This is a genomic window from Pseudomonas sp. FP2254 (assembly GCF_030687695.1).
Classification (GTDB): domain Bacteria; phylum Pseudomonadota; class Gammaproteobacteria; order Pseudomonadales; family Pseudomonadaceae; genus Aquipseudomonas; species Aquipseudomonas quebecensis.
Window position 1 is genome coordinate 1,942,752 of record NZ_CP117444.1, and the last position, 25,173, is coordinate 1,967,924.

The following is a 25,173-nucleotide window of genomic DNA, read 5'->3' on the forward strand; positions in this document are numbered from 1 at the left end:
CTTTTTGCAGCACGATTACTTCAAGCCAGGTCTCAGGAACCGGTGGCAGGTGCTGCTTCTTTTGCGGCGGCAGCGTTGGATTCGGCCTGAGCTTTGGCAGCATCGGCGTTTTCTTTCGCAGCGTCGTTCACTTTATCCTGAGCCTTGGCCATATCTTTCTGAGCTTGCTCAGAATGGGCAGCGGCGTCTTGGGCTTTGTCTTCGGATTTCTTGTCGCAGGCAGCCAGACCGAGAGCAGCGGCCAGCATCATGGAAATAGCTAAAGTCTTGCGCATGGGGTGTTTCTCCTTATTGAAGATATCTACTGGCCTTTCGAGCCTGAGGGTTCAGCATTAGTTCCTTTAATTACGCAGATATATAAACAGCACCCTGCCAGGAACTTTCGCCCGCACCCCGTACTCCGCGGATCAACACTAATAAGAGTCTGGACCGAATGAGCGAAAATCCATTGTTAGAGCGTGCCCGACGCTTCGTTTCGGCATTGCGCCATTGCCAGCTGTTGGGCATTACCGTTCATGAGGCCAATACCCAAGGCATGACGCTCATCCTGCCGTACGGCCCGGCGATCGTCGGCGACCCCCTGACCGGCGTGATACACGGTGGCGCGTTGACCTCGTTGATGGACACTGCCTGCGGCATGGCGACCCTGTGTGTACTGGCGGACTTCGAGGTATGCCCGACCCTAGACCTGCGCATCGACTACATGCACCCGGCGGCGCCTCACCAGCCGGTCTACGGCTTCGCCCAATGCTATCGGGTGACCACCGATGTGATCTTCACCCGTGGCGTTGCCTACCAGGAGGACCCGCAGCACCCCATCGCCCATGTAGTCGGTACATTCATGCGCATGGGCAAGCGTCTCAAGGGCACGCAGGGGCTGGGCGATACCCTCAAGGGAGCGCAGGCATGACCCATCGATTCAAGACCCGCCTTGAACAGGCCCATGCGCGCGGTGACTATACGGCGCTGCTCGAGTTGGTTCCGTATGCCCAATTGATCGGCATTGAATGCACGCGCCTGGGCGATGAATTGTTGTTTCGCCTTCCGGCCAACAAAGACAACATTGGTAACCCCATTTTACCGGCCCTGCACGGCGGCGTGATCGCAGGCTTCATGGAGTTGGCTGCGGCGCTGCACCTGCTGGTGTTTACCGGTGCGCCGGGACTGCCGAAAATCATCGACTTTTCTCTGGATTACCTGCGCGCCGGCCAGTTTCGCGACACTTACGCCACTTGCCAGGTGTGGCGTCAGGGGCGTCGCGTGGCGAATGTGGCGATCACTGCGTGGCAAAGCACCGCCGCAGAGCCAATCGCCACTGCTCGAGCGCATTTCAAGATCGAGGACACGAGCCGCTCTTGAAATCCTGCTGTTAGCCCCCAACTTTGATGACAACCCGCCGCCAACCCGCAAGGGCGCGGCCACTGCCATCCAATTGGAGTTTGATGACCATGAGTGTGGAAACTCAAAAGGAAACCCTGGGCTTCCAGACCGAGGTGAAGCAACTGCTGCACCTCATGATCCATTCGCTGTATTCCAACAAGGAAATCTTCCTTCGCGAATTGATCTCGAACGCCTCTGACGCTGTCGACAAATTACGTTTCGAAGCCCTGTCCAAGCCCGAGTTGCTGGAAGGTGGCGCCGAACTGAAAATCCGCGTGAGCTTCGACAAGGACGCCAAGACCGTCACTCTCGAAGACAACGGTATCGGCATGAGCCGTGACGATGCGGTCACCCATCTGGGGACCATCGCCAAATCCGGCACTGCCGATTTCATGAAGAACCTGTCGGGCGATCAGAAGAAGGATTCGCACCTGATCGGCCAGTTTGGTGTGGGCTTCTATTCAGCCTTCATCGTGGCTGACAAGGTTGAAGTGTTCAGCCGTCGCGCCGGCCTCGACGCCAGCGAAGGCGTGCATTGGGCGTCGAAAGGCGAGGGCGAGTTTGAAATCGCCACGATCGACAAGCCAGAGCGCGGCACTCGTATCGTGTTGCACCTGAAGTCCGGTGAAGAAGAGTTCGCCGACGGCTGGCGCCTGAGCAACATCATCAAAAAGTACTCCGACCACATCGCGCTGCCGATCGAGCTGCCTAAAGAAAAGGCCGCCGCCGAAGGCGAAGAAACCCCGGCCCAGGAATGGGAAGTGGTCAACCGCGCCAGCGCGCTGTGGACCCGTCCTCGTACCGAAATCAAGGACGAGGAATACCAGGAATTCTACAAGCACATCGCTCACGATTACGAAAACCCGCTGAGCTGGAGCCACAACAAGGTCGAAGGCAAGCTGGAGTACAGCTCGCTGCTCTACGTGCCGGCTCGCGCGCCGTTCGATCTGTACCAGCGTGAAGCGCCCAAGGGGCTCAAGCTGTACGTGCAGCGCGTGTTCGTGATGGACCAGGCGGAATCCTTCCTGCCGCTGTATCTGCGCTTTATCAAAGGCGTGGTCGACTCCAATGACCTGTCGCTGAACGTGTCGCGGGAAATCCTGCAGAAAGACCCGATCATCGACTCCATGAAGTCGGCGCTGACCAAGCGCGTGCTCGACATGCTGGAAAAACTGGCGAAAAACGAGCCTGAGCAATACAAAGGCTTCTGGAAAAACTTCGGCCAGGTCATGAAAGAAGGCCCGGCGGAAGATTTTGCCAACAAGGAAAAAATCGCCGGCCTGCTGCGTTTTGCCTCGACTCAGGGCGACGACGGCGAGCAGGTTGTGTCGCTGGCCGACTACCTGGCGCGCGCTAAGGAAGGCCAGGACAAGATCTACTACCTGACCGGCGAGACCTACGCGCAGGTCAAGAACAGCCCGCACCTGGAAGTCTTCCGCAAGAAAGGCATCGAAGTGTTGCTGCTGACCGATCGTATCGACGAGTGGCTGATGAGCTACCTCAGCGAGTTCGACGGTAAGTCCTTTGTCGACGTGGCCCGTGGCGACCTGGATCTGGGCAACCTGGATTCCGAGGAAGACAAAAAAGCCGCTGAAGAGGTGGCCAAGTCCAAGGAAGGCCTGGTTGAGCGGATCAAGACTGCCCTGGGCGATGCCGTCAGCGAAGTGCGGGTTTCCCACCGCCTGACCGATTCCCCGGCGATCCTGGCCATTGGCGAACAGGACCTGGGCCTGCAGATGCGCCAGATCCTCGAGGCGAGCGGGCAGAAAGTACCGGATTCCAAGCCGATCTTTGAATTCAACCCCGCGCACCCGTTGATCGAGAAACTCGACGGCGAGCAGAGCGAAGAGCGTTTTGGCGACCTGTCGCACATCCTCTTCGACCAGGCGGCCCTGGCCGCTGGTGACAGCCTGAAGGACCCGGCCGCCTATGTGCGCCGACTGAACAAGCTGTTGGTTGAACTGTCGGTTTAACAACGTCGCAGGAAAAACCCGCTTCGGCGGGTTTTTTCGTTCTAGTGCACTTCAACTGGAGTAAATGATGAGCCAAGTCACCGTGCGTTCCGTGGTCTATCAGATAGATGGGCAATCGTATGAGAGTCGCCTGGCGTTCGATGCCAGCCACGTGGGCCCGCGACCGGGCCTGCTGATGGCGCCGAACTGGATGGGGGTGAGTGCCGGTGCTGAAGAGATCGCCAAAACCGTCGCCAGTCACGGCTACGTAGTGCTGATCGCCGACCTGTACGGGCAAACTGTGCGTCCCTCCAATGGCGATGAAGCCGGCGCGGCGATGATGCCGTTGAAGAACGACCGACCGCTGTTGAACAAACGCATGCAGGCAGCTTTCGAGCAACTGCAGAACCAGACGGAGGCGGCGGTTGATACATCGAAGCTGGCAACCTTCGGTTTCTGCTTTGGTGGCTGCTGCTCACTGGAATTGGCGCGTACGGGCGCACCTTTGAAGGCGGCGGTGTCCTTTCACGGCACCCTCGATACGCCGAACCCGGCGGATGCACGGAATATCAAGGGTTCCGTGCTGGTGTTGCACGGCGCTTCCGATCCCTTGGTCCCTAAAGAGCAACTGCCGGCGTTTGAAGATGAAATGAACGCCGCCGGTGTGGATTGGCAATTGCTCAGCTACGGCGGTGCGGTGCATTCGTTCACCGACCCGCACGCCAATGTGCCGGGCAAGATGATGTACGACGCGAAGACTGCCGCGCGGGCCTTCCAGTCGATGCACAACCTGCTGGATGAAGTGTTCAAGGGCTGAGTGTTCAGCGCCTGTTCCGGCGTCATCGGGGCGAGCTCCCCCTCCCACACATGATTGGATTCAGATCGTCAAAATGTGGGAAGGGGCTTGCCCCCGATGGCTATCTCCCAGGCAACTCAATCCTTTCCGATTCCCCCGGAACCGTTGGCCAATCCCCAGCCGCCCAGCGCTGCCTGGCCTGCTCGATCACCGCAGGATCACTCGCGACAAAATTCCAATTGATCCGCCTCGGCCCATCCAGCGGTGCTCCGCCCAACACCACCAGATGACAGTCGGATTCGGCTGACAACGTCATCGTCTCTCCCTTCGGCAACACTACCAGGCTATGGGCCTGTAACGGTTCGCCATCGAGTTGCGCTTCGCCCGCCAGCACATACACCGCACGTTCCTCATGCTCATCCGGGATCAGCAAGGTGGTGGCCGTCTGCATTCGCACCTCGGCATACAGTGTGGGCGACAGCACCGGTACCGGCGATTTGAGGCAGAAGCCAGTGCCGGCAATCAAGCGGATCTGCACGCCCAGTGAGTCGCTGAGCGGTAGGCTCGCCGCCGCGTGGTGGCTGTAATGCCCCGGCCCGGTTTCGTGGTCCCTGGGCGACGCCAGCCACACTTGCAGGCCATGCAGCGTAAAACCGCTGGCCTTGAGCGCCTCCGGCGTGCGCTCGACGTGGGCAATCGCGCTGCCGGCTGTCATCCAACTGACCTCGCCGGCTTGCACTACCTGATCGGAGCCCAGGCTGTCCTTGTGCTGCAAGGCGCCCTCGAACAGGTAGGTGAGGGTCGATAACCCGATATGCGGATGCTGGCGGATATTCATGCCGGTGCCTGGCGCGTAGCGCGTAGCCAGCATGTGGTCGAAGAATACGAAAGGCCCGACGCTTCGGCATTCGCGCGAGGGCAGCGGGCGCAGGATAGGCTGGCCCTCGACATCTTCCTGGCGAGGGCGGATCACGGTGAGGGTGGTCATGGTGCATCCCTGTCTGAGCGGGTTGGAATGCGCTGAGCATAACCCGCTCGACGGGAGGCTGCCGCTATTGGCTGAAAGCACCTTCGGAGAGGGTAGTCTCGATGTTGATGTCGGCGGTGGTCATCAGTTTGTGTACCGGGCAGCGGTCGGCCACACGATGCAGCTCATCGCGTTGCGCATCGGTGAGCACGCCCTTGAGCGTCAACTTGACGTTGAGCGTATATCGGCCTTTTTGCTCGTCGGTGGCATCGTGGGTCACTTCCACCGTCACGCCTGTCAGCGGAATATCTTTTTTCTGTGCGTAGAGCCTGACCGTCAGCGCCTTGCATGAGGCCAGCGCGGCGTCGAAATAATCGTGGGGGGAGGGCGCCGAATCGTCACCGCCCAGGCTTTTGGGCAGGTCGGTGAACAGTTCGTGGTGGTTGATATTGACGCTGTGGCGATAGTTTTCGGTGTTCAGCGTATTGACGATGACTGGCATGGCAAACCTCACAGTGACGGCAGGATAAAGGTCATGCAGTTATAGAGCATGCTGGCACTTAGGTGTTCCTGCTTTTTTCGCCGGATGAACCCGGCGAGGCACGCCAGGGTCTACCTGTATTCCCTGCCTGACGAGAGATCACCGTGCCCTGGACCCGCTTGAGCCTTGCCCTGCTATTGGCCGCAGGTAGCTTCACCGTGCAGGCCCGCGACTATGCCTACAGCGATGCGCACCTGCACTACGTGGACTTTTTCCAGGAAACCGCGGGCATGGACAAGCTGCTCAAGGCCATGGCGGAAAATCGCATCGACCATGTGATGATTTCAGGCGTTCCGGTCGCCAAGAAATGGCATGAAGACGAACCCAAGCGCCCACGCTACTACGCCGGTGATGACGCCGATGCGTATTGGTACAGCGCCACTGACGTGATTGTCGCGGCCGCCGTAAACACACTGAGCCCGGAGCAGCGTCGCCATTTTCATCCGTTTCTGTCCGGTTTCAACCCCAATGACAAGAACTCCGACGCGCATATCCAGCGCATGCTCGACCTCAATCCGGGCTTGTGGCAGGGCATTGGCGAGGTCTTCACCCGCCACGACGACCTGACCGCGCTGACCTCTGGCGACACCCCGCGCGCCAACAACGAGGCCATGACGCGCATTTATCACCTGGCGGCCGAAAACGACCTGCCGGTGCTGCTGCATTCCAACATCACCTCCAAACGCGAGCGCAACCCGCTGTACCTGGCCGAAGTCGAGGAGCCACTGCGCAATCATCCGCACACGCGGTTTATCTGGGCCCATGCCGGCGCCAGCAAGGAGATTCATCGGCATCAGGTACAGATGGATTTTTTGCTGCCCACCTTGAGCCGTCTGCTGGAGGCTTACCCCAATCTGTACATCGACCTGTCATGGAGCATGCTCACGCCTTACCTGCTGGACGAGTCGGGTAAACCGCGGCCGGAGTGGCTGGCCCTGGTGGAGCGCTTCCCGGAGCGCTTTATGCTGGGCTCTGACGTCGTCGGGCGCTTCAATAAACTGGGCAAGGAAATGCACCGCTTCGATCCCTTTCTTGACGCGCTGCCTGAAACGGTTGCCCGTAAGGTGGCGCGGGATAATTTCCTCGCCGTGCTGCCCAGGCACCTGCGTGATAACAGCGCTCCTTGAGCCCGCGCCCCTGCCAGGATTTTCCGTGGCCCATGAAAAAGCCCCGAACCAGTCGGGGCTTTTTCATGGGGAGCAACCTACAAGGCTTACTTGCCCTGCCAGCGCTTGAGCACCAGGGTAGCGTTAGTGCCACCGAAGCCGAAGCTGTTGCTCATCACGGTGTCGATCTTGGCGTTCTCGACGGTCTTGGTCAGGATCGGCATATCGGCGACGACCGGGTCGATCTCGTCGATGTTGGCCGAGCCGGCCATGAAGTTGCCTTCCATCATCAGCAGGCAGTAGATCGCTTCGTGAACGCCGGCGGCACCCAGGGAGTGACCGGACAGGCTCTTGGTAGAGCTGATTTTCGGTGCCTTGTCGCCGAATACCGCACGTACGCCTTCCATTTCCTTGGCGTCGCCGACCGGAGTCGAAGTACCGTGGGTGTTCAGGTAGTCGATTGGGGTGTCGACAGTGGACATCGCCATCTGCATGCAGCGGATCGCGCCTTCACCGCTTGGCGCAACCATGTCGTAGCCGTCGGACGTGGCACCGTAACCGACGATTTCCGCGTAGATCTTGGCGCCACGGGCCAGGGCGTGTTCCAGCTCCTCGACCACCACCATGCCGCCACCGCCGGCAATGACGAAACCGTCACGCTTGGCGTCGTAGGCACGGGAGGCTTTTTCCGGGGTTTCGTTGTACTGGGTGGACAGCGCGCCCATGGCGTCGAACAGGAACGACTGGCTCCAATGTTCTTCTTCACCGCCGCCGGCGAATACGATGTCCTGCTTGCCCAACTGGATCTGCTCGACTGCAGTGCCGATGCAGTGAGCACTGGTGGCGCAGGCGGAGGAGATCGAGTAGTTCACGCCCTTGATCTGGAACGGAGTGGCCAGGCAGGCCGAAACGGTGCTGCCCATGGTACGGGTCACACGGTACGGGCCGACACGCTTCACGCCTTTTTCGCGCAGGATGTCCAGCGCTTCCATCTGGTTCAGGGTGGATGCACCGCCCGAACCGGCGATCAGGCCGGTGCGCACGTTCGACACCTGGTCTTCGCTCAGGCCGGAGTCGGCAATCGCGTCTTTCATGGCCAGGTAGGCGTAGGCGGCGGCGTGGCCGACGAAGCGGTAGATCTTGCGATCGATCAATTCTTCGAGGGGCAGGTCGATGGAGCCGGAAACCTGGCTACGCAGACCCATTTCGGCATATTCCGGGTTGAAGCGGATGCCAGGGCGACTTGCACGCAGGTTAGCGGTGACGGTCTCTTTGTCATTGCCCAGGCAAGAAACGATGCCCAGACCAGTGATAACGACGCGGCGCATGCGGATAACCCTTAAAAGTTGTCAGTGGAAGTGAATACGCCGACCCGAAGGCCTTCGGCAGTATAGATCTCGCGACCGTCGACGCTCACCGAACCATCGGCGATGGCCAGGTTCAGCTTGCCCTTGAGGACGCGCTTGATTTGAATGTTATAGGTGACTTTCTTCGCGGTCGGCAGGACCTGTCCGAAGAATTTCACTTCGCCCGAACCCAGGGCACGGCCGCGACCCGGCAGGCCTTGCCAGCCGAGGAAGAAACCGACCAACTGCCACATGGCGTCGAGGCCCAGGCAACCTGGCATCACAGGATCGCCTTCAAAATGGCAGGCGAAGAACCATAGGTCCGGGGTGATATCCAGCTCGGCGACCAATTCACCTTTGCCGTACTTGCCACCTTCTTCGCTGATATGGGTGATGCGATCCACCATCAGCATGTTGGGGGCGGGCAGTTGCGCGTTACCTGGGCCGAACAGCTCACCGCGACTGCAGCGCAGCAGGTCTTCCCGGGTAAAGGCGTTTTGTTTGGTCATGCGAGCTCCTCAATAATCCCATGCGGCAGGGTAGGGTAGATCTTCCCGAACCGAATGAAGCGTTCATGCCTCATGTCGGCAGCCTACACATAGACTATTGCGTTGTAGTGAAAGTCACAGCGTCAAGGTACTCAATGTACACATGTTCACTGAAATGTTAAACCGGGCCCGTTCAAGGGCCCATTTGGGTGCCTAAGACTGCCGCACTTTCGTCTTTCACGCCAGTCGCAGTTGGCTCATCGCGCGGCATTACTGCACCCAGCGCTGCAGGATTTGCTGCAGATCGGTACGTTTGAACGGCTTGGCCAGGTAATCGTTCATTCCCGCCGCCAGGCAAGCTTCACGGTCGCCCTGCAAGGCGTTGGCGGTCAGGGCAATGATGGGCAGGTCGGCGCAGCCGGGTAACCGGCGAATCTGCCGAGTGGCTTCGTAACCATCGATCAGCGGCAGGCGGCAATCCATCAGGATCGCCGTGAAAATCAGGCTTTCGGCGCTGCGGATGGCTTCGGCGCCGTCGGTGGCCAGGCTCACCTCGTACCCGAGGCTGCGCAGCATGGCTTCCACCACGGTGCGGTTGACCGGATTGTCCTCCACCAGCAGCACGTGACGGCCTTCGCCGGCGGCGCCTTTGCGCTCGGCATCGGGGGGAGCGGAGGGCAGGCTGTGCTGGTCGATGGCCAGCGGGAGCTCAAGGGTAAACACCGAGCCACGGCCTTCTTCACTCTGGGCGCGCAGTGTGCCGCCCATGCGTTCGGCCAGCGTACGCGCGATGGGCAGGCCCAGGCCCGTGCCGCCGTAGCGCCTGGATATGGAGCTGTCGGCTTGCTGGAACGCATCGAACATCAGTTCCAGGCGTTCGGCGCAAATTCCGATTCCGCTGTCGCGCACGGTGCAGGTAAACCACACCAGCTCATGGTCGAGGGTCTGCCAATGGGGTTCGACGCTCACGCTGCCCTGCTCGGTGAACTTCAATGCGTTGCCGATCAGGTTCACCAGAATCTGCCGGATACGCGTGGGGTCGCCCCGCACCCGCAGCGCCTCCATGCCCGGCGGGATCGGCAGTCGCAGCGCCAGCCCGCGCTGCTGGGCGCTGTGCTGGAAGGCTTGGGCGCAGCTGTTGATCAGGTCGGCCAGGTTGAAGGGGATATGTTCCAGCTCCAGGGCCGCCCGTTCGATGCGCGAGAAATCGAGGATGTCGTTGATCACCTTGAGCAAATGCTCGGTGGATTCGGAGGCCAGCGCCGCATATTCGGTCTGTTCCTCGGTCATCTCGGTGGTTTCCAGCAACTGCAGCATGCCCAGCACGCCGTTCATCGGAGTGCGCAATTCATGGCTCATCATGGCCAGGAAATCCGATTTGGCGTTATTCGCGCGCTCGGCCTCTTCGCGGGTCTGGATCAATTGGGCCATGGCCTGCTGTTGTTCGCGACTGGCCTGGTTGAGGCCTTCGGCCAGGTTGTTGATATGCCGCGACAGATCGCCCAGCTCCGAGTCATCCACGATCGGCAGCGCGGTCTTGTAGTGGCCCTGCTGGATAGCTTTTACCGCAGTGCCCATGGCGCTGATCGGCTGTGACAGGCTGGCGGCCAGGCGCCGGGCCAGCAGGAAGGTAAACAGCAGCGTGAACAGCGCCAGGATGCCGGCCTTGAGCAGGATCTCCTGCTGGCGCTGGCTGAACGCATCGTTGGACATACCGACGATGACCCGACCCAGGTAGTCGGCACGCGGCGCCTTGGTTTCGTTGAGGTTGTCCTGGAAAAAGTCGTTGCCCAGCTGGATATGCTGCAGGCGAATCGGCGCCTGGAACACTTTTACCGACAGCGAGCGATCATGTTTTTCCGAAGGCTGTTCGACGTACACCAGAATATTCTCGGTGCTGTCCTGAATCTCCAGGAAACGTACATGAGGCGTCGCCAGCGTGGCGCGCAGCAGGCTCTCGAGCACGTCGGTGTTGCCGGAAATCACCCCATATTCAGTGGCCGGCGCCAACTGGTTGGCGATCAGTTGCCCGGTGTGGTCCAGCTCCTGGCGCAGGTCCTGGATGCGCACGAAGGTAAAGAAGCTGATCAGCAGCAATGTCAGCACCAGCGCCGGGCCCAGGGTAATGAGCTGGGTGCGGGTATTGATGTCCCAACGACGGCGCAGGGTCATGGGCGTTTTTCTCCTTCGGCCAGTTGCGCCGCGACCTGGGCTTCATCGACCTGTTCGATCCCCAGCGAGCGCGCCACTTGGGCATTGCCCACCACTTTGAAATGGTCCGGGTACACCGAGCGCGGCCAGTTGGCGGGGGCATGGTCGAGCAAACGGTCGAGTACCGCCAGCCAGTCGGTCTGGTCGCTGTAAGTGCTGGCCAGGCTGCCGGCCCGCACAAAGCCGGCGTTGGGGCCCACCAGCGGCAGTTGCTGGGCGTAGCTGCTCAACAACAGGTTTTTTGCGGTTTTCGGGTTGTACAGCTGTGGGTCATCCAGGCCCAGCAGTACGTCGCTGTTCCTGAACAGGCTTTGCAGAGGGCGACTGTCACTGGTGTTGTCCCAACGCTGGGGCACGATTTCCAGGTTCAGGGGGGCGGCATGCTGGCGCAGTTCGGACAGCAGGAACTCGCTTTCGGCGCCATACAGAACGCCGATCCGGCGTGCCTGGGGCAGGATGCGCGTAATCAGGCGCAGTTGGCGCGCCAGCGGCGGGTCGCTCCATAGCAGGCTGACATGGGCATGTTGCGCAGCGCCCGGGTGCTGATGTGCCTGCAGCCGGCTGATGCGCAGCACCAGCGTCGGTGGGCCCTGATCGTCCTGCAGGCGCCAGTCGAGACTGGGCAGGTCGAGCAGGATCAAGCGTGTGCTGGCGGGCAGGCGGCCGGGCGCGGGTAAGTCTTTGAGCGGGGTGAACGTCACATGGTCTTCGGGGCGTTGCCGCGCCAGGGCCTGAGTAAAGGCCTGCACCCCGTCACTGTCTTCGGCGGCCGTCAGCAATACCTCGGCGGCCCATGCCGGTGCAGCCAGCAGCAGGCACGCCAGCAACGAACAGCGGCGCCAGAGCGCGGAGATGAAGGAGAAGGTCATCCGTGACGGGGCGGCCATGCTAGAACTCCAGCTCCGCACTGAAGTACAGCACGTGGCGCTGGTCGTAGGTGTTGTCGGCCCATGTGGTGGGCTGGTCGTCGAGGCGCTGCTGCAGCATGCCGGCCAGTTCCACATTGGCTTTGCCCAAGGCAATGCGTTTGGCCACGCGCAGGTCGACCCGTTCGAAGCGGTACTGGTTGAGGGCGTCGTCGCCATAGTAGAACAGCGCGCTGGACCAGCCGCGACCCCATTCACGCAGCCAGCCGGCCGAGCCACTGTTGCGTGCGGTTTGCGCCTTGTCCCTGGGGTTGCTGGCGGTGGCGTCGACGTACGCATAGGTCAGGCGCAGGCGGTCGGCGTTGCTGACGCGCCAGTCCAATTGGGTTTCGGCGCCGGTGAACCGCGAACTGTTGGCGTTGCTGGCGATGTATTGGTTATTGCGCAGCGGCGAGCTGATCATGTCGGTGATCTCGTCATAGAACAGCTTCACGTCCATGTTCAGGCCGATGTCGGCGAAAAACCCGTTGTAACCCAATTCCCGTGAGCGCATCAGCTCTTTATCGAGGTTGCCGGGGCCGCGTGTTTTTACGAAGTATTGCGCGGAGCTTTGTCCGAACGCCGGCGAGCTCAAGTTAGTGACGCGGTAGCTCCAGTTGACGTTGTTCTCGAACATGTCCGGCGAGCGGATCGCCTCGGAGTACACCGCGCGCAGGCCGTGACGCGGGTTGATCAGGTAGTTGACCGCCACCCGGGGCGTCAGCGAATTGCCGCTCAGGTGAGTGTCTTCATACATGGCGCCACCCTGCAGCAACCAGTGTTCGCTGGCGCGCCATTCCAACTGGCCGAACAGGCGCCAGGTGGTGTCGTCCAGGGTGCCGTTGAAATAGGTGTCGGAGTCGGCACGGTCATAGCGATAGTTCATGCCACTGACCAGGCGCAGGCTGTCGGACAGGCTGAGGGTGTCCTGAATCTCCAGGTCGTAGCGGCTTTCCCGGGTGCTCTGGTCGATGTCGCCGCATACGCTCTGGTTGGCGCCGTTGCGCCATTGGTCCAGCACCTGGTTGGCCAGCGCTTGCTCGGCGGCGCTGCCTGGCGGGGCGCTGCCCTGGCTGTAGGTGTCCATATGCCGGGCCAGCTTTTCCGCGTAATTGGGGTTCAGTTGCCACAGCTGGGTCAGTTCCGGGCTGAACGAGACCTTGGCGTCGCAGGCTTTCCAGATCTGCCGGCGGTCCCACCGTTGAGCGGAGCCCTGGATATACAAACTGTGTTCCGGGTTGAAGTCGAAATTCCAGCGCAGGGAACCGGCGTAGTCCTTGGACGTGACGTCGGAATTGGTACCGCCCTCGGTAATGCCGGCGAAGACCGGGCTGTAGGTGTAAGGGCGCTGGTTGGTGCCTTCCTTCGCATCCAGTTGCCAGTCGATGCTCTGCTGCGTATTCAACGTCTGGCTTACGGCCAGGCTGAAGCGGTTGAGGCGACGGCCATCGCGGCGGTCGGCACCGGCGGCATCGCTGTCGAAACCATCATCTTGTTGCCCGGACAGCGACAGGCGCAGGTCGCCGGTTTCCCAACCCGCGCCCTGGCTGGCATAGAAGTCGTTGATGCCGCGCTCGCCGCGAATCACTTTGACCCGCGAGCCATGGCTGTTGGCCGGTGAGCGCGTGAGGATATTGACCACCGCCATCAAGGCGTTGGCGCCGTAGCTTACGGTGTTGGGGCCACGGAACACCTCGATGCGCTCGATATCTTCCATGGCCACCGGAATATCGCTCCAGTCCACTGTGGCCAGGCCTGCGCGGTATACCGAGCGGCCGTCGATCAACACCTGCATGCGCCGGGCGTCGCTGGCGCTGGTGCCGTGGTAGTTGACCGCCGCCTGGTTGCCGGTGGTGTAGCCGACCATCATGCCGGGCACCAGGCGCAGCAGCTCGCTGATGTCGCGCGCACCGCTGGCCTTGATCAATTCGCTGTCGATCACCGTCATGCTGCCGGGCACGGCGGCGGCCGACTGCTTGAGGCGCGTGGCGGTCAATACCTGCGGCAGCGGCTGGCTGTCGAGGAACAAGTCGTCAGCCAGTGCAGCACTGCTGCACAGCAGCATCAGCAGAAGAGACGAACGGGGAGGAGGGCGCAGATGCACGGTGCGGCCTTGATCATGACGGATAGCCGCCCATGTTAACCGAGGCGCGGCCATTTGCCAGTCGTCGCCCCTGCAATTACTTCACCTACCCGTGGCATTTTCCGACAAGCGCGCGAATCGACAGGGGGGCTGGCCGCAGGCGGGTCGCTCCGTATAATGCCGCCATCGCCACTGGTATGGATTAACGGATTGCATATGACTCAACAGCGCCCTATTGCGGTCCTGGGAGGCGGAAGTTTTGGGACCGCCGTGGCTAACCTGCTGGCCGAGAACGGCCATGCGGTGCGCCAGTGGATGCGTGATCCCGAGCAGGCCGAGGCCATTCGTGTACACCGCGAAAACCCCCGTTACCTCAAAGGCATCAAGATTCACCCGGCAGTCGAGCCGGTCACCGATCTGCTGGCTACCCTCACGGACTGCGAGCTGTGCTTCGTCGCGCTGCCGTCCAGCGCCTTGCGCACGGTGCTGGCGCCCCATGCCGAGCGTCTCGCGGGCAAGTTGCTGGTCAGCCTGACCAAGGGTATCGAGGCGCAGACCTTCAAGTTGATGAGCGAGATCCTTGAAGAAATCGCGCCCCAGGCGCGCATCGGCGTGCTGTCCGGGCCGAACCTGGCGCGGGAGGTGGCCGAGCACGCGCTGACCGCTACCGTGGTGGCCAGCGCCGACGAAGCGCTCTGCGAGCGTGTCCAGGCGGTGCTGCATGGTCGCACGTTCCGCGTTTATGCCAGCAGCGACCGTTTTGGTGTCGAATTGGGCGGCGCGTTGAAAAACGTCTACGCGATCATCGCCGGCATGGCGGTGGCGTTGGGCATGGGGGAAAACACCAAGAGCATGCTGATCACCCGCGCCCTGGCGGAAATGACCCGCTTCGCGGTGAACCAGGGCGCCAACCCCATGACGTTCCTCGGGCTGGCCGGCGTGGGCGATCTGATCGTCACTTGCTCCTCGCCCAAAAGCCGCAATTATCAGGTGGGGTTTGCCCTGGGCCAGGGCTTGAGCCTGGATGAGGCGGTCACGCGCCTGGGCGAAGTGGCCGAAGGGGTCAACACGCTCAAGGTTCTCAAGGCCAAGGCTCAGGAGGCCGGGGTGTACATGCCGTTGGTTGCCGGGTTGCACGCTATCCTGTTTGAAGGGCGCACCTTGGACCAAGTGATCGAGCTGCTGATGCGGGCCGAGCCCAAAACCGATGTCGACTTTATTTCCACCAGTGGTTTCAACTGAGGAACGCACCATGAACGATCCCAAAGCTGCTCCCAAGTACGAATCCATCGGCCTGCGCATCCTGTGGATGCTGGTGTTCGCCCTGGTCTGGCAGGTGGCGCAGTTCCTGCTCGGTGCGCTGGTAGTGGTGCAACTGGTTTATCGCCTGATCTACGGCGCGCCGAACCTGGGCCTGATGAATTTTGGCGACAGCCTCAGCCAGTTCCTTGCACAGATCGGCCGGTTCGGCAGCTTTCATACCGAGCAAAAGCCCTGGCCGTTCGCCGACTGGCCGGCGCCACGCGCACCCGAAGGCGAGGCGCCCCACAGCGTGCCGGCGGCGCCGCACCCGGTGCGCGATGAAGAGCCGAAATTGTGAAGCTGTGGATCCTGCGTCACGGTGAGGCCGAAAGCCAGGTGCGCACCGACGCCGAACGCAACCTCACCGAGCATGGCCGCGCAGAGGTGCTGCGCAGCGCCGCACGGTTGATCGGCCAACCCCTCGACGCGATCATCGCCAGCCCTTACACACGGGCGCAGCAAACCGCTCAGCTGGTGCGCGAGGCGCTGGGGTTTGAGCCGGATATTGACACCGTGCCGTGGCTGACGCCCGAAGGCGATCCGCGGCAAGTGCTGGCCCACCTCGACGGCGAGCAGAACGTGCTGCTGGTCAGCCATCAGCCGTTGGTGGGCAATTTGATCAGCTTCCTCCAGCACGGCCATTGGCGCCAACCGCAGCCGATGTACACCGCCAGCCTGGCGCAGTTGGAAGGCGAGTTCTTGCTGGCGGGGTCGATGAGGCTGGTGAGCGTGCAAAACCCCTAGCGGTGCGCCTTCCTTGCGTTAACCCGCATCATCGATGCGACTTATGGCGCACATTTACACGCCGGGAGCGCGCGCATCGAGACGATTGTGTGGCAGGATTAGGGTCATCATAAAAACACCAAAGGACACCTGCATGAGCCTGTGGCGCACCCAACCGAATATCGAACACCTCAACGCCAGCCAGAAAAACACCATCGGTGAATTGCTGGATATCCGCTTCGAAAGTTTCGACGACGAGTCCCTGACCGCGAGCATGGTGGTTGACGCGCGCACGCATCAACCTTTCGGCCTGCTGCACGGCGGCGCGTCGGTGGTGCTGGCCGAGAGCATCGGCTCGATGGCGGCCTACCTGTGCGTCGACACCAGCAAATACTACTGCGTGGGCCTGGAAGTGAATGCCAACCACCTGCGCGGTGTGCGCAGCGGCCGGGTGACGGCGGTGGCCAGGGCTGTGCATATCGGGCGCAGCACCCAGGTGTGGGACATTCGCCTGAGCAACGAGGAAGGCAAGGCCACATGCATATCGCGCCTGACCATGGCGGTGGTGCCGCTGGGCGAGAACCCACCGGCCCGATAGGCGTGGCGTGAGTGTCACCATTCCTGGCAGTTACAGTCATTGCTGTGCCGGCCGTGCGTGATGACAATCAAGTCCTGATATTGCAGATGGATCCGGTATGTCGCAGCACGTGTTTTTCGCTCACGCCAATGGCTTCCCTTCGGCTACCTACGGCAAGTTGTTTGCCGCGCTGGCGCCGGAATATACCGTGGCGCACCTGCCGCAGCATGGTCACGATCCACGGTTTCCGGTGGACGATAACTGGCACAACCTGGTGGATGAACTGATCCACCATTTGGAGCAACAGCCGCAGCCGGTATGGGGCGTGGGCCATTCCCTGGGGGGCGTGCTGCATTTGCACGCCGCCCTGCGTTGCCCGCAGCTGTATCGCGGGGTGGTCATGCTCGACTCTCCGGTACTGACCCGCGCCGACCGCTGGGTGATCCGCGCCGCCAAGCGCTTCGGGTTTATCGACCGCCTCACCCCGGCCGGGCGCACCCTGGGTCGGCGCGAGGAATTCGCCGACCTGGACGCCGCGCGCAGCTATTTCTCCGGCAAGACCCTGTTTCGTGGCTTCGACCCGGACTGCTTCGAGGCCTACCTGCAACATGGCCTGCAACCGGTGGGCGACCGCTTGCGCCTGCGCTTCGACCCGGCCACCGAGATCAGCATCTACCGTGGTGTACCCCATACCAGCCCCGGCCAGGTGCGCCAGATGAAAGTACCGCTGGCGGTGGTGCGCGGCCGGCAGAGCCGCGTGGTGATGCGTCACCATGCCAGCGGCGTCGGCCGCCTGCCCCTGGGGGAAATGCTCACCATGCCCGGCGGCCATATGTTCCCGCTGGAACGCCCGCAGGACACCGCCACCCTGATCAAAACCCTGTTTGCCCGCTGGGACGCCCGTGAGCGCAGCTGCGCATGAGCTCGCCGGTCGAAGAAGTGCGCCTGAGCCTGCCTCATATCGAGTTGGCCGCCCATCTGTTCGGTCCCGAGGACGGGGTGCCGGTCATCGCCCTGCATGGCTGGCTGGACAATGCCAACAGCTTCGCGCGCCTGGCGCCGAAGTTGACAGGGCTGCGCATCGTGGCCCTGGACATGGCCGGCCACGGGCACTCGGCGCACCGCCCGCCGGGCGCTGGCTACGCCCTGTGGGATTACGTCTACGATGTGCTGCAAGTGGCCGAACAGTTGGGCTGGAAACGTTTTGCATTACTTGGCCACTCCCTCGGTGCCATTGTCTCACTGACGCTGGCCGGCGCCTTGCCTGAGCGCATCACGCACCTGGGCCTGATCGACGGCGTGATCCCGCCCACTGCCCCTGGCGAGAACGCGGCCGAGCGCCTGGGCATGGCGTTGCAGGCGCAATTGAACCTGCGGGACAAACGCAAACCGGTGTACGGCACCCTGGAGCGTGCAGTCGAGGCCCGGATGAAGGGCTTGGTGGCTGTGAGTCGTGAAGCTGCACAATTGCTGGCCCAGCGTGGGTTGATGCCGGTACCGGGCGGTTACACCTGGCGCACGGACAGTCGCCTGACGCTGGCTTCACCGCTGCGTCTGACCGACGACCAGGCCATGGCCTTCGTACGGCGAGTCAATTGCCCTGCGCAATTGGTGGTGGCTGCCGACGGCATGCTGGCGAAACATCCCGAATTGCTTTCCCAGCTACCCTTTACAGTGACGACGCTGCCGGGCGGCCATCATTTACACCTGAATGATGAGTCCGGCGCGGTCCTTGTTGCAGACTGTTTCAATCGGTTCTTCTCCGCGCCTTGACTTGGGGCGGTCAACTGCCGAGGCTGGGCGGATTGAAAGGGAGTCAACCATGCGCAATTTCAACACCGAGCTTAAAACCGCGGCAATCTTCAATGGCCAGGGCTTACCTGTCCGATGAGCCTGCGTAACGACTGCATCCGTCTGCTGGGGTTGTGCGCGTTCAGCCCACTGGTGTTCGCCGCCGACGTACCGGGCAGCCAGGACTTACCCGCCGTGGCCCGCCAGGTCGACGCGCAGATCGTCGATTATCGCCCCGCTGAAGAAAAGGAACGCATCTATCCCCTGGGCGCCATCCGCAAGATCAGCGGCCAGCTGCGTTACGAAGGCCAGGCCATCGCGCGGGGCCGGGCCACTGCCATTACCTATGAATTGCCTCCCGAACACTCCTCCAGTGCGGCCTTCACCGCCACGCGCGAGGCGTTGCAGGCCCAGGGCGCGCAGTTGCTGTTCTGGTGCCAGGCCCGTGACTGCGGTGAAAGCAGCCTATGGGCCAATGAGATCTTCGGCAACGCCAAGCTGGTGGGGGCTGACAGCCAGCAGGAGTACCTGCTGCTGCGCCTGGCCGAGCCACAGGCCAATTCACTGGTGGCCCTGTACGGCATCACCCGTGGTAATCGCCGCGCGTACCTGCATGTGGAGCAACTGGACGCCGGCAACCCGTTGGGCAACCTGCTGCCCACGTCGGCCACCCTGCTGCGCGAGCTGAAAAGCACCGGCGAGCTGGACTTCCCCGCATTGAGCGATGAGCCGGACGATACCTGGCTGACCCTTATTTCCCGTGGCTTGAACCTCGACACCACCCTACGCGTGAGCCTGAGCGGACCGAACGCCGAAGCCTGGCGCCAGGCGCTGGTCGACAAGGGCGTGCGCGCTGCGCGCATGGAGAGCGGCAGCAGTGAAACCAAAGGTCTGCATGTGCATCTGATACGCTGACCGGTACCGGGCGAACGGACCCGCGCCGTTCGCCTAAGCTTTCTTCCTACAGCCTCCTTTTTTCAGAGATACCCCATGCTCAATAACGATCGCCTGCTGGTGCAAATCCTGCTGCTGGTGCTATTTGGTGCCAGCTTCTGGGTGATGGCGCCGTTCTGGTCGGCGCTGTTCTGGGGCGCGGTGCTGGCGTTCGCCAGTTGGCCTTTGATGGTGTTGTTGACGCGCTGGCTGGGCGGTCGTGAGTCGCTGGCCGCCGCCATTCTGACCTTGGGTTGGATGCTGCTGGTGGCAGTGCCGCTGGTGTGGCTGGGGTTCAATCTGGCGGACCATGTGCGCGATGCCGTGGCGTTGATCAAGGATATCCAGGTCGATGGCTTGCCCGAGGCGCCGACATGGCTGGGTTCGATCCCTTTGGTGGGTGAGCGGCTGGTGGCGATGTGGGACAGCATCGACCAGCAGGGCGCGGCGCTGATGGTCAGCCTCAAGCCGTACCTGGGACAGGTCGGCAACTGGCTGCTGGCACGCAGTGCGCAGATCGGCGGCGGGATTCTGGAGCTGACCTTGAGCCTGGTCTTCGTGTTCTTTTTCTACCGCGACGGGCCGCGCCTGGCGATGTTCGTCCACCGTTTGCTGGAGCGCCTGATCGGTGATCGCGCCGGCTACTACATCGAATTGGTGGCCGGCACGGTGCAGCGTGTGGTCAATGGTGTGATCGGCACCGCTGCCGCCCAGGCGGTGCTCGCACTGATCGGCTTCCTGATCGCGGGCGTGCCGGGCGCGCTGGTGCTGGGCATCGTGACCTTCCTGCTCAGCCTGATTCCCATGGGCCCGCCGTTGGTATGGATTCCGGCCACGGCCTGGCTGGCGTGGAAGGGCGATTACACCTACGCGGTATTCCTCGGCGTGTGGGGCACGTTCGTCATCAGCGGCGTGGACAACGTGCTCAAGCCTTACCTGATCAGCCGTGGTGGAAACCTGCCGTTGGTGATCGTGCTGCTGGGCGTGTTCGGCGGCTTGATCGCCTTTGGTTTTATCGGCCTGTTCATCGGCCCGACCCTGCTCGCCGTGGCCTACAGCCTGTTGATGGACTGGAGCGCGACCCAGGCACAGGGTCGTCGGGACGACAAGGCGCTTTAAGCCCTGGGCAACCGCATCACTGCGGTCAAGCCGCCGCCGGGTGTTTCCTCCAGGCTCAAGCGGCCGCCCAGGCGTTCCACGGCCTGCTTGGCAATCGTCATGCCCAGGCCGACGCCGCCGGAGTTGCGGTTGCGTGAGCCTTCCAGGCGAAAGAACGGTTCGAACACCGCTTCGCGTTTGTCCGTGGCGATTCCGGGGCCGTGGTCGATGACGCGGATGACCAGCGCTTCACGGCTGTCCTGCAGGTCCACAAGCGCCGTTCCTGCGTAGCGCAGGGCGTTATCGATCAAGTTGTTAAGGCAGGAGCGCAAGGCCATCGGTTGCACTTGAAGCGGCGCGCAGGTGCCGGCAAATTGCACGTCGCAGCCCTGGTCCTGGGCGTTTTCGCTGATCGATTCCACCAGCGCCTGCACGTCCAGCCAGTGCCGGGTTTCGCTGGTGCGTTGTTCGTGCAGATAACTCAAGGTCGCATCAAGCATACCGATCATGTCGTCCAGGTCCTGGCGCATCTGGCCCTGGAGCCGGGTGTCTTCAATCTGCTCCAGGCGCAGCTTGAGGCGAGACAACGGCGTGCGCAGGTCATGGGAAACGGCCCCGAGCATGCGCGCGCGTTGGCTGACCTGCTCGCGGATACGCCGCTGCATCAGGTTGAAGGTCGACGCGGCTTGTTGCGCTTCCAGCGGGCCGGATTCGTCGAGCGGCGGGCTGTCGAGGTCCAGGCTCAAGCGTTCGGCGGCTTCACTCAGACGCTGGATCGGCCGACTGAGCAGCTTGGCGCCGTACCAGGCGGCGACGATCAGCGAAATGAATTGAAACGTCAGCGGCACCACCGGGCCGCCGAACCAGGAGCGTTTATGCCTGGGCAGCGGTTTCATCGTGCCGTCAGGCTGCTCTACAAAAGTCTCTTCGGGCGGCGGCGGGGGCGGGCCATAGTGGTGGAACCAAAAGAACCCCAGCACGTGGGCCAGCACAATGGCCACCAGCAACACGCCGAACAGCCGACCAAACAGCGTATTGAAGGGGCCGCGCATCAGCCGATGTCCCGCGCGTCGAACAGGTAGCCTTCGCCCCGCACGGTCTTGATCAACTGCGGCGCCTTGGGGTCATCCCCGAGTTTCTGCCGCAGGCGCGAGACCAGCAGGTCGATGCTGCGATCGAATGCCTCTATGGACCGCCCGCGCGCGGCATCCAGCAGTTGTTCACGGCTCAGTACCCGGCGCGGACGCTCGATGAATACCCAAAGCAGGCGGAATTCGGCGTTGGACAGCGGTACCACCAACCCGTCGTCGGCCACCAGCTGGCGCAGCACACTGTTCAGGCGCCAGGTGTCAAAGCGAATATTGGCACGCTGCTCACTGCGGTCGTCGCGCACGCGGCGCAGAATGGTCTGGATGCGCGCCACCAGCTCGCGCGGCTCGAAGGGCTTGGACATGTAGTCGTCGGCTCCCAATTCCAGCCCGATGATGCGGTCCGTGGGTTCGCAGCGCGCGGTCAGCATCAGAATCGGAATATCCGACTCTGCCCGCAGCCAGCGGCACAGCGACAGGCCATCCTCGCCCGGCAGCATCAGATCGAGCACTACCACGTCAAAGGTTTCGGCGTGCATGGCCTGGCGCATCTCGGCACCGTCGTTGACGCCGGTGGCCAGAATACTGAAGCGCGCCAGGTAATCGATCAGCAGTTCACGAATCGGCACATCGTCGTCGACCACCAGCGCGCGGGTGGTCCAGCGCTTGTCATCGGCGCTCGCCGGACCTTTTTGCTCGTCGTTCACAGGGGCGCAAGGGGTTTGCATAATGCGGTCATCTGCCAGGTGGTTGCGGTCAGCATAGGCGCCCAGCCCCATGGCTGGTAGTGCAAGTCGCAGGGTCGTGCGAGCGAGGCTAGCGGCGGGGCGTGTTGGGGGCGTGTCTTGAATGTATCGACTTTGAAATATATGCCCCGAATGCCCGTCAGAGCACGCTTGGTCAGTATTTACCGATCATCGGATCCCGCAATGGCGTCGCTTGCGCTACAATCCGCGCCGATTTCGACTTGCCTGAGAGCCTATTCCAATGTCCGCCTGCCAGACTCCTATCATCGTCGCCCTGGATTACCCCACCCGTGACGCCGCACTGAAGCTGGCTGACCAGTTGGACCCAAAGCTTTGCCGGGTCAAGGTCGGCAAGGAATTGTTCACCAGTTGCGCTGCGGAAATCGTCGGCACCCTGCGTGACAAAGGCTTCGAGGTGTTCCTGGACCTGAAATTCCACGATATCCCCAACACTACCGCCATGGCGGTCAAGGCTGCGGCTGAAATGGGCGTGTGGATGGTCAACGTGCATTGCTCCGGCGGCCTGCGCATGATGAGCGCGTGCCGTGAAGTGCTGGAACAGCGCAGCGGCCCCAAACCGCTGCTGATCGGTGTGACCGTGCTGACCAGCATGGAGCGCGAGGACCTGGCCGCGATCGGCCTGGACATCGAGCCTCAGGAGCAGGTGTTGCGCCTGGCGGCCCTGGCGCAGAAGGCCGGCCTCGACGGCCTGGTGTGCTCGGCGCTGGAGGCCCAGGCGTTGAAGGCCGCGCACCCGTCCCTGCAACTGGTTACCCCCGGCATCCGCCCGGCGGGCAGTGCCCAGGACGACCAGCGCCGCATCCTGACCCCGCGTCAGGCACTGGACGCCGGTTCCGACTACCTGGTGATCGGCCGTCCGATCAGCCAGGCGGCGGATCCGGCCAAGGCGCTGGCGGCAGTGGTTGCCGAGATCGCCTGATCACGCCGAGCGCGAGTCACTGACGAGAACGCCTGCATCCTGAATCAACGGGATGCAGGCGTTTTTTTTGGCCAGTGCGCTTAGACCTTCAGCACCAACTTGCCGAAGTTCTCACCGTTGAACAGCTTCATCAGTGTTTCCGGGAACGTCTCCAGCCCCTCGACGATATCTTCCTTGCTCTTGAGCTTGCCCTGCGCCATCCAGGCGGCCATTTCCTGCCCGGCGGCGGCGAAGTGCGCGGCGTGATCCATCACCACAAAGCCTTCCATTCGCGCGCGGTTGACCAACAGTGACAAGTAGTTGGCCGGGCCTTTGACCGCTTCCTTGTTGTTGTACTGGCTGATTGCGCCGCAGATCACCACGCGAGCCTTCAACGCCAGGCGGCTGAGCACCGCGTCGAGAATGTCGCCGCCGACGTTATCGAAATACACATCCACGCCCTTGGGGCACTCGCGCTTGAGGGCGGCGGGTACGTCTTCGTGTTTGTAGTCGATGGCCGCATCGAAACCCAGCTCATTCACCAGGAAAGCGCACTTGTCGGCGCCACCGGCGATGCCCACCACCCGGCAGCCTTTGAGCCTGGCGATCTGGCCGGCGATGCTGCCCACGGCACCGGCGGCCCCGGAGATCACCACGGTCTCGCCGGCCTTTGGCGCGCCGGTCTCCAGCAGGGCGAAGTAGGCGGTCATGCCGGTCATGCCCAGGGCGGACAGGTAGCGCGGCAACGGCGCCACTGTCGGGTCGACCTTATAAAAACCACGCGGCTCGCCGAGGAAGTAATCCTGCACACCCAGGGCACCGTTTACGTAATCGCCGACGGCAAATTTCGGATGGTTCGACGCAATCACTTTGCCTACGCCCAGTGCGCGCATCACTTCGCCGATGCCGACCGGGGGGATGTAGGACTTGCCTTCATTCATCCAGCCGCGCATGGCCGGGTCGAGGGACAGGTATTCGTTATGCACCAGCACTTGGCCGTCCTGGGGCGTGCCCACCGGGACTTCCTGATAAGTGAAGGTATCCCGCGTGGCGGCGCCGACCGGGCGTTTGGCAAGCAGGAACTGGCGGTTGGTCTGGGCGGTCATGGCAGGGACTCTTTGGAAAGGAAGCCTCAGTGATAGACCTTGAATGGCCGGTGGGCAAGCGCAGCGAAGTGTGCGAATGCTCCTCGATAGGCTGCATTGATGGTGGATACACAGGCTTTATCACTGCGGTTCATACAGCGCCAACCGGCCTTTTGATAGTGCTGACGCAGGCTGCGCAACCTTGGCTAGACTCGAGCCACGCTTAAATCCTCCAGAAGGACACCCCTGCATGAGCATGACGTTTTCCGGCCAGGTCGCCCTGGTCACCGGCGCCGCCGCGGGTATCGGCCGCGCCACCGCCCTGGCGTTCGCCGCCGAAGGTTTGAAAGTCGTGGTGGCCGACCTGGACGTGGTGGGCGGCGAGGAGACCGTCTCGCTGATCCGCCAGGCCGGTGGCGAAGCATTGTTCGTGCGCTGCAACGTGACCCAGGAAGCCGAGGTGCAGCAGTTGATGGCGCAGACGCTGGCGGCCTATGGGCGTCTGGACTACGCGTTCAATAACGCCGGTATCGAAATCGAAAAGGGCAAGCTCGCCGACGGCAGCCTGGATGAGTTCGACGCCATCATGGGCGTTAACGTCAAAGGCGTATGGCTGTGCATGAAGCACCAGTTGCCGCTGCTGCTGGCCCAGGGTGGCGGTGCCATCGTCAACACCGCGTCAGTGGCGGGCTTGGGGGCGGCGCCGAAGATGAGCATTTATGCCGCGTCTAAACATGCGGTGATCGGCCTGACCAAGTCGGCTGCCATCGAGTACGCGAAGAAGAAAATCCGCGTGAATGCCGTTTGCCCGGCGGTGATCGATACCGATATGTTCCGACGCGCCTATGAGGCCGACCCGCGCAAGGCCGATTATGCTGCGGCGATGCACCCGGTGGGGCGTATCGGCAAGGTCGAGGAAATCGCCAGCGCGGTGCTCTACTTGTGCAGCGATGGGGCGGCATTCACCACCGGCCAAGCATTGGCGGTGGACGGAGGCGCGACCGCCATCTAAGACCGCATGCCGCACACGGTTCGAAAACGTCTGGGGGTGCTGTGGGGCTTTTCCAGAGCTGGCACAACGCCGTGTGCGAATGTGTATCACAAGGTAAATTATCCAATAAAATCAATAATTTAAT

Annotated in this window: 26 protein-coding genes; 15 read left to right on the plus strand and 11 right to left on the minus strand. The window is 62.1% G+C overall.

Translation table 11 applies throughout. The features are described from left to right. Positions 1-32: 32 nt before the first annotated feature. A complete protein-coding gene (locus tag PSH94_RS09030; RefSeq protein WP_181079967.1) occupies positions 33-275 on the minus strand; it encodes a hypothetical protein in 243 nt (80 codons plus the stop codon). Between the two features lie 158 nt (positions 276-433). Between PSH94_RS09030 and PSH94_RS09035 the strand changes: the two genes are divergently transcribed. The 4 genes from PSH94_RS09035 to PSH94_RS09050 all read left to right on the plus strand — a co-directional run bounded on the left by PSH94_RS09035 (position 434) and on the right by PSH94_RS09050 (position 4,149). Continuing rightward, a complete protein-coding gene (locus tag PSH94_RS09035; protein ID WP_181079966.1) occupies positions 434-910 on the plus strand; it encodes a PaaI family thioesterase in 477 nt (158 codons plus the stop codon). Continuing rightward, complete coding sequence (locus tag PSH94_RS09040; RefSeq protein ID WP_181079965.1) at positions 907-1,359, plus strand: PaaI family thioesterase; 453 nt, start codon at positions 907-909, stop codon at positions 1,357-1,359. The genes PSH94_RS09035 and PSH94_RS09040 overlap by 4 nt, the downstream gene beginning before the upstream one ends. An 89-nt stretch (positions 1,360-1,448) precedes the next feature. Next, the gene (htpG, locus tag PSH94_RS09045; RefSeq protein WP_305437172.1) at positions 1,449-3,353 is read left to right on the plus strand and encodes a molecular chaperone HtpG; all 1,905 of its coding nucleotides are present in this window, start codon (positions 1,449-1,451) and stop codon (positions 3,351-3,353) included. A gap of 67 nt (positions 3,354-3,420) precedes the next feature. Continuing rightward, positions 3,421-4,149 (plus strand): dienelactone hydrolase family protein, encoded by a 729-nt coding sequence (locus PSH94_RS09050; RefSeq protein WP_181079963.1) that lies wholly within the window; start codon positions 3,421-3,423, stop codon positions 4,147-4,149. Positions 4,150-4,249: 100 nt separating this feature from the next. On the opposite strand, the gene PSH94_RS09055 is transcribed toward PSH94_RS09050, so the two are convergent. Together PSH94_RS09055 and PSH94_RS09060 are read right to left on the minus strand one after the other, a co-directional pair. After that, the gene (locus PSH94_RS09055; protein ID WP_253511624.1) at positions 4,250-5,116 is read right to left on the minus strand and encodes a pirin family protein; all 867 of its coding nucleotides are present in this window, start codon (positions 5,114-5,116) and stop codon (positions 4,250-4,252) included. Positions 5,117-5,180: 64 nt separating this feature from the next. Continuing rightward, complete coding sequence (locus PSH94_RS09060) at positions 5,181-5,597, minus strand: OsmC family protein (protein WP_181079961.1); 417 nt, start codon at positions 5,595-5,597, stop codon at positions 5,181-5,183. A 137-nt stretch (positions 5,598-5,734) separates the two neighbouring features. Here PSH94_RS09060 and PSH94_RS09065 point away from each other — a divergent pair, with 137 nt between their 5' ends. Continuing rightward, entirely contained in the window at positions 5,735-6,763 is a 1,029-nt protein-coding gene (locus tag PSH94_RS09065; protein ID WP_370694766.1) for an amidohydrolase family protein, read from the plus strand. 86 nt (positions 6,764-6,849) lie between these two features. Here the strand turns inward: PSH94_RS09065 and fabB are convergent, their stop codons facing one another. The 5 genes from fabB to PSH94_RS09090 form a co-directional block, all read right to left on the minus strand. Then, positions 6,850-8,070 (minus strand): beta-ketoacyl-ACP synthase I, encoded by a 1,221-nt coding sequence (fabB, locus tag PSH94_RS09070; protein WP_003190033.1) that lies wholly within the window; start codon positions 8,068-8,070, stop codon positions 6,850-6,852. Positions 8,071-8,081: 11 nt separating this feature from the next. Beyond that, positions 8,082-8,597 carry a 3-hydroxyacyl-[acyl-carrier-protein] dehydratase FabA gene (gene fabA, locus PSH94_RS09075; RefSeq protein WP_010211704.1) on the minus strand — a complete coding sequence of 172 codons (516 nt, stop codon included), beginning with the start codon at positions 8,595-8,597 and terminating at the stop codon, positions 8,082-8,084. Positions 8,598-8,846: 249 nt separating this feature from the next. Then, positions 8,847-10,748 carry an ATP-binding protein gene (locus PSH94_RS09080; RefSeq protein WP_181079959.1) on the minus strand — a complete coding sequence of 634 codons (1,902 nt, stop codon included), beginning with the start codon at positions 10,746-10,748 and terminating at the stop codon, positions 8,847-8,849. Continuing rightward, positions 10,745-11,674 (minus strand): ABC transporter substrate-binding protein, encoded by a 930-nt coding sequence (locus tag PSH94_RS09085; protein ID WP_305437176.1) that lies wholly within the window; start codon positions 11,672-11,674, stop codon positions 10,745-10,747. The genes PSH94_RS09080 and PSH94_RS09085 overlap by 4 nt, the downstream gene beginning before the upstream one ends. Position 11,675: 1 nt before the next feature. After that, on the minus strand, positions 11,676-13,796 hold the full coding sequence (locus PSH94_RS09090) for a TonB-dependent receptor domain-containing protein (RefSeq protein WP_346780792.1): 2,121 nt from the start codon (positions 13,794-13,796) through the stop codon (positions 11,676-11,678). 195 nt (positions 13,797-13,991) lie between these two features. Here PSH94_RS09090 and PSH94_RS09095 point away from each other — a divergent pair, with 195 nt between their 5' ends. The 8 genes from PSH94_RS09095 to PSH94_RS09130 all read left to right on the plus strand — a co-directional run bounded on the left by PSH94_RS09095 (position 13,992) and on the right by PSH94_RS09130 (position 20,220). After that, the gene (locus tag PSH94_RS09095; RefSeq protein ID WP_181079957.1) at positions 13,992-15,017 is read left to right on the plus strand and encodes an NAD(P)H-dependent glycerol-3-phosphate dehydrogenase; all 1,026 of its coding nucleotides are present in this window, start codon (positions 13,992-13,994) and stop codon (positions 15,015-15,017) included. A 10-nt stretch (positions 15,018-15,027) separates the two neighbouring features. Next, positions 15,028-15,375, plus strand: a complete 348-nt coding sequence (locus PSH94_RS09100; protein ID WP_253511633.1) for a DUF4389 domain-containing protein — start codon at positions 15,028-15,030, stop codon at positions 15,373-15,375. Next, complete coding sequence (gene sixA, locus PSH94_RS09105) at positions 15,372-15,821, plus strand: phosphohistidine phosphatase SixA (RefSeq protein ID WP_253511636.1); 450 nt, start codon at positions 15,372-15,374, stop codon at positions 15,819-15,821. The genes PSH94_RS09100 and sixA overlap by 4 nt, the downstream gene beginning before the upstream one ends. A gap of 133 nt (positions 15,822-15,954) precedes the next feature. After that, the gene (locus PSH94_RS09110; RefSeq protein ID WP_285428991.1) at positions 15,955-16,398 is read left to right on the plus strand and encodes a hotdog fold thioesterase; all 444 of its coding nucleotides are present in this window, start codon (positions 15,955-15,957) and stop codon (positions 16,396-16,398) included. A gap of 97 nt (positions 16,399-16,495) precedes the next feature. Further along, entirely contained in the window at positions 16,496-17,299 is an 804-nt protein-coding gene (locus PSH94_RS09115; protein WP_253511639.1) for an alpha/beta fold hydrolase, read from the plus strand. Further along, the gene (locus PSH94_RS09120) at positions 17,296-18,150 is read left to right on the plus strand and encodes an alpha/beta hydrolase (protein WP_253511641.1); all 855 of its coding nucleotides are present in this window, start codon (positions 17,296-17,298) and stop codon (positions 18,148-18,150) included. Before PSH94_RS09115 ends, PSH94_RS09120 begins: the two co-directional genes overlap by 4 nt. 114 nt (positions 18,151-18,264) lie before the next feature. Beyond that, the gene (locus PSH94_RS09125) at positions 18,265-19,083 is read left to right on the plus strand and encodes a DUF4892 domain-containing protein (protein ID WP_181079951.1); all 819 of its coding nucleotides are present in this window, start codon (positions 18,265-18,267) and stop codon (positions 19,081-19,083) included. Between the two features lie 75 nt (positions 19,084-19,158). Beyond that, positions 19,159-20,220, plus strand: coding sequence for an AI-2E family transporter (locus tag PSH94_RS09130; protein ID WP_181079950.1), 1,062 nt, complete (start codon positions 19,159-19,161; stop codon positions 20,218-20,220). On the opposite strand, the gene PSH94_RS09135 is transcribed toward PSH94_RS09130, so the two are convergent. Together PSH94_RS09135 and PSH94_RS09140 are read right to left on the minus strand one after the other, a co-directional pair. Next, on the minus strand, positions 20,217-21,251 hold the full coding sequence (locus PSH94_RS09135) for a HAMP domain-containing sensor histidine kinase (RefSeq protein WP_181079949.1): 1,035 nt from the start codon (positions 21,249-21,251) through the stop codon (positions 20,217-20,219). The two genes, PSH94_RS09130 and PSH94_RS09135, sit on opposite strands and share 4 nt — an antisense overlap. Then, positions 21,251-22,015: a response regulator gene (locus tag PSH94_RS09140; RefSeq protein ID WP_094066275.1), complete on the minus strand. Its 765-nt coding sequence runs from the start codon at positions 22,013-22,015 to the stop codon at positions 21,251-21,253. Before PSH94_RS09140 ends, PSH94_RS09135 begins: the two co-directional genes overlap by 1 nt. A 259-nt stretch (positions 22,016-22,274) precedes the next feature. Here PSH94_RS09140 and pyrF point away from each other — a divergent pair, with 259 nt between their 5' ends. After that, the gene (gene pyrF, locus PSH94_RS09145) at positions 22,275-22,973 is read left to right on the plus strand and encodes an orotidine-5'-phosphate decarboxylase (protein WP_181079947.1); all 699 of its coding nucleotides are present in this window, start codon (positions 22,275-22,277) and stop codon (positions 22,971-22,973) included. A gap of 80 nt (positions 22,974-23,053) precedes the next feature. Here the strand turns inward: pyrF and PSH94_RS09150 are convergent, their stop codons facing one another. Continuing rightward, complete coding sequence (locus PSH94_RS09150) at positions 23,054-24,058, minus strand: NADP-dependent oxidoreductase (RefSeq protein ID WP_305437180.1); 1,005 nt, start codon at positions 24,056-24,058, stop codon at positions 23,054-23,056. Positions 24,059-24,287: 229 nt separating this feature from the next. Here PSH94_RS09150 and PSH94_RS09155 point away from each other — a divergent pair, with 229 nt between their 5' ends. Continuing rightward, positions 24,288-25,049 carry an SDR family oxidoreductase gene (locus PSH94_RS09155; RefSeq protein ID WP_305437182.1) on the plus strand — a complete coding sequence of 254 codons (762 nt, stop codon included), beginning with the start codon at positions 24,288-24,290 and terminating at the stop codon, positions 25,047-25,049. The last annotated feature ends 124 nt before the right edge of the window (positions 25,050-25,173 follow it).

Coding starts and splice junctions, on each gene's coding strand:
- PSH94_RS09100 (WP_253511633.1), top strand. CDS start 15,028: ATGAACGATCCCAAAGCTGCTCCCAAGTACGAATCCATCGGCCTGCGC.
- PSH94_RS09125 (WP_181079951.1), top strand. CDS start 18,265: ATGAGCCTGCGTAACGACTGCATCCGTCTGCTGGGGTTGTGCGCGTTC.
- fabB (WP_003190033.1), bottom strand. CDS start 8,070: ATGCGCCGCGTCGTTATCACTGGTCTGGGCATCGTTTCTTGCCTGGGC.
- PSH94_RS09085 (WP_305437176.1), bottom strand. CDS start 11,674: ATGGCCGCCCCGTCACGGATGACCTTCTCCTTCATCTCCGCGCTCTGG.
- pyrF (WP_181079947.1), top strand. CDS start 22,275: ATGTCCGCCTGCCAGACTCCTATCATCGTCGCCCTGGATTACCCCACC.
- PSH94_RS09050 (WP_181079963.1), top strand. CDS start 3,421: ATGAGCCAAGTCACCGTGCGTTCCGTGGTCTATCAGATAGATGGGCAA.
- PSH94_RS09130 (WP_181079950.1), top strand. CDS start 19,159: ATGCTCAATAACGATCGCCTGCTGGTGCAAATCCTGCTGCTGGTGCTA.
- PSH94_RS09040 (WP_181079965.1), top strand. CDS start 907: ATGACCCATCGATTCAAGACCCGCCTTGAACAGGCCCATGCGCGCGGT.
- PSH94_RS09035 (WP_181079966.1), top strand. CDS start 434: ATGAGCGAAAATCCATTGTTAGAGCGTGCCCGACGCTTCGTTTCGGCA.
- PSH94_RS09095 (WP_181079957.1), top strand. CDS start 13,992: ATGACTCAACAGCGCCCTATTGCGGTCCTGGGAGGCGGAAGTTTTGGG.
- PSH94_RS09055 (WP_253511624.1), bottom strand. CDS start 5,116: ATGACCACCCTCACCGTGATCCGCCCTCGCCAGGAAGATGTCGAGGGC.
- PSH94_RS09140 (WP_094066275.1), bottom strand. CDS start 22,015: ATGCAAACCCCTTGCGCCCCTGTGAACGACGAGCAAAAAGGTCCGGCG.
- PSH94_RS09115 (WP_253511639.1), top strand. CDS start 16,496: ATGTCGCAGCACGTGTTTTTCGCTCACGCCAATGGCTTCCCTTCGGCT.
- PSH94_RS09120 (WP_253511641.1), top strand. CDS start 17,296: ATGAGCTCGCCGGTCGAAGAAGTGCGCCTGAGCCTGCCTCATATCGAG.
- PSH94_RS09030 (WP_181079967.1), bottom strand. CDS start 275: ATGCGCAAGACTTTAGCTATTTCCATGATGCTGGCCGCTGCTCTCGGT.
- fabA (WP_010211704.1), bottom strand. CDS start 8,597: ATGACCAAACAAAACGCCTTTACCCGGGAAGACCTGCTGCGCTGCAGT.
- PSH94_RS09080 (WP_181079959.1), bottom strand. CDS start 10,748: ATGACCCTGCGCCGTCGTTGGGACATCAATACCCGCACCCAGCTCATT.
- htpG (WP_305437172.1), top strand. CDS start 1,449: ATGAGTGTGGAAACTCAAAAGGAAACCCTGGGCTTCCAGACCGAGGTG.
- PSH94_RS09155 (WP_305437182.1), top strand. CDS start 24,288: ATGAGCATGACGTTTTCCGGCCAGGTCGCCCTGGTCACCGGCGCCGCC.
- PSH94_RS09135 (WP_181079949.1), bottom strand. CDS start 21,251: ATGCGCGGCCCCTTCAATACGCTGTTTGGTCGGCTGTTCGGCGTGTTG.
- PSH94_RS09060 (WP_181079961.1), bottom strand. CDS start 5,597: ATGCCAGTCATCGTCAATACGCTGAACACCGAAAACTATCGCCACAGC.
- PSH94_RS09150 (WP_305437180.1), bottom strand. CDS start 24,058: ATGACCGCCCAGACCAACCGCCAGTTCCTGCTTGCCAAACGCCCGGTC.
- PSH94_RS09110 (WP_285428991.1), top strand. CDS start 15,955: ATGAGCCTGTGGCGCACCCAACCGAATATCGAACACCTCAACGCCAGC.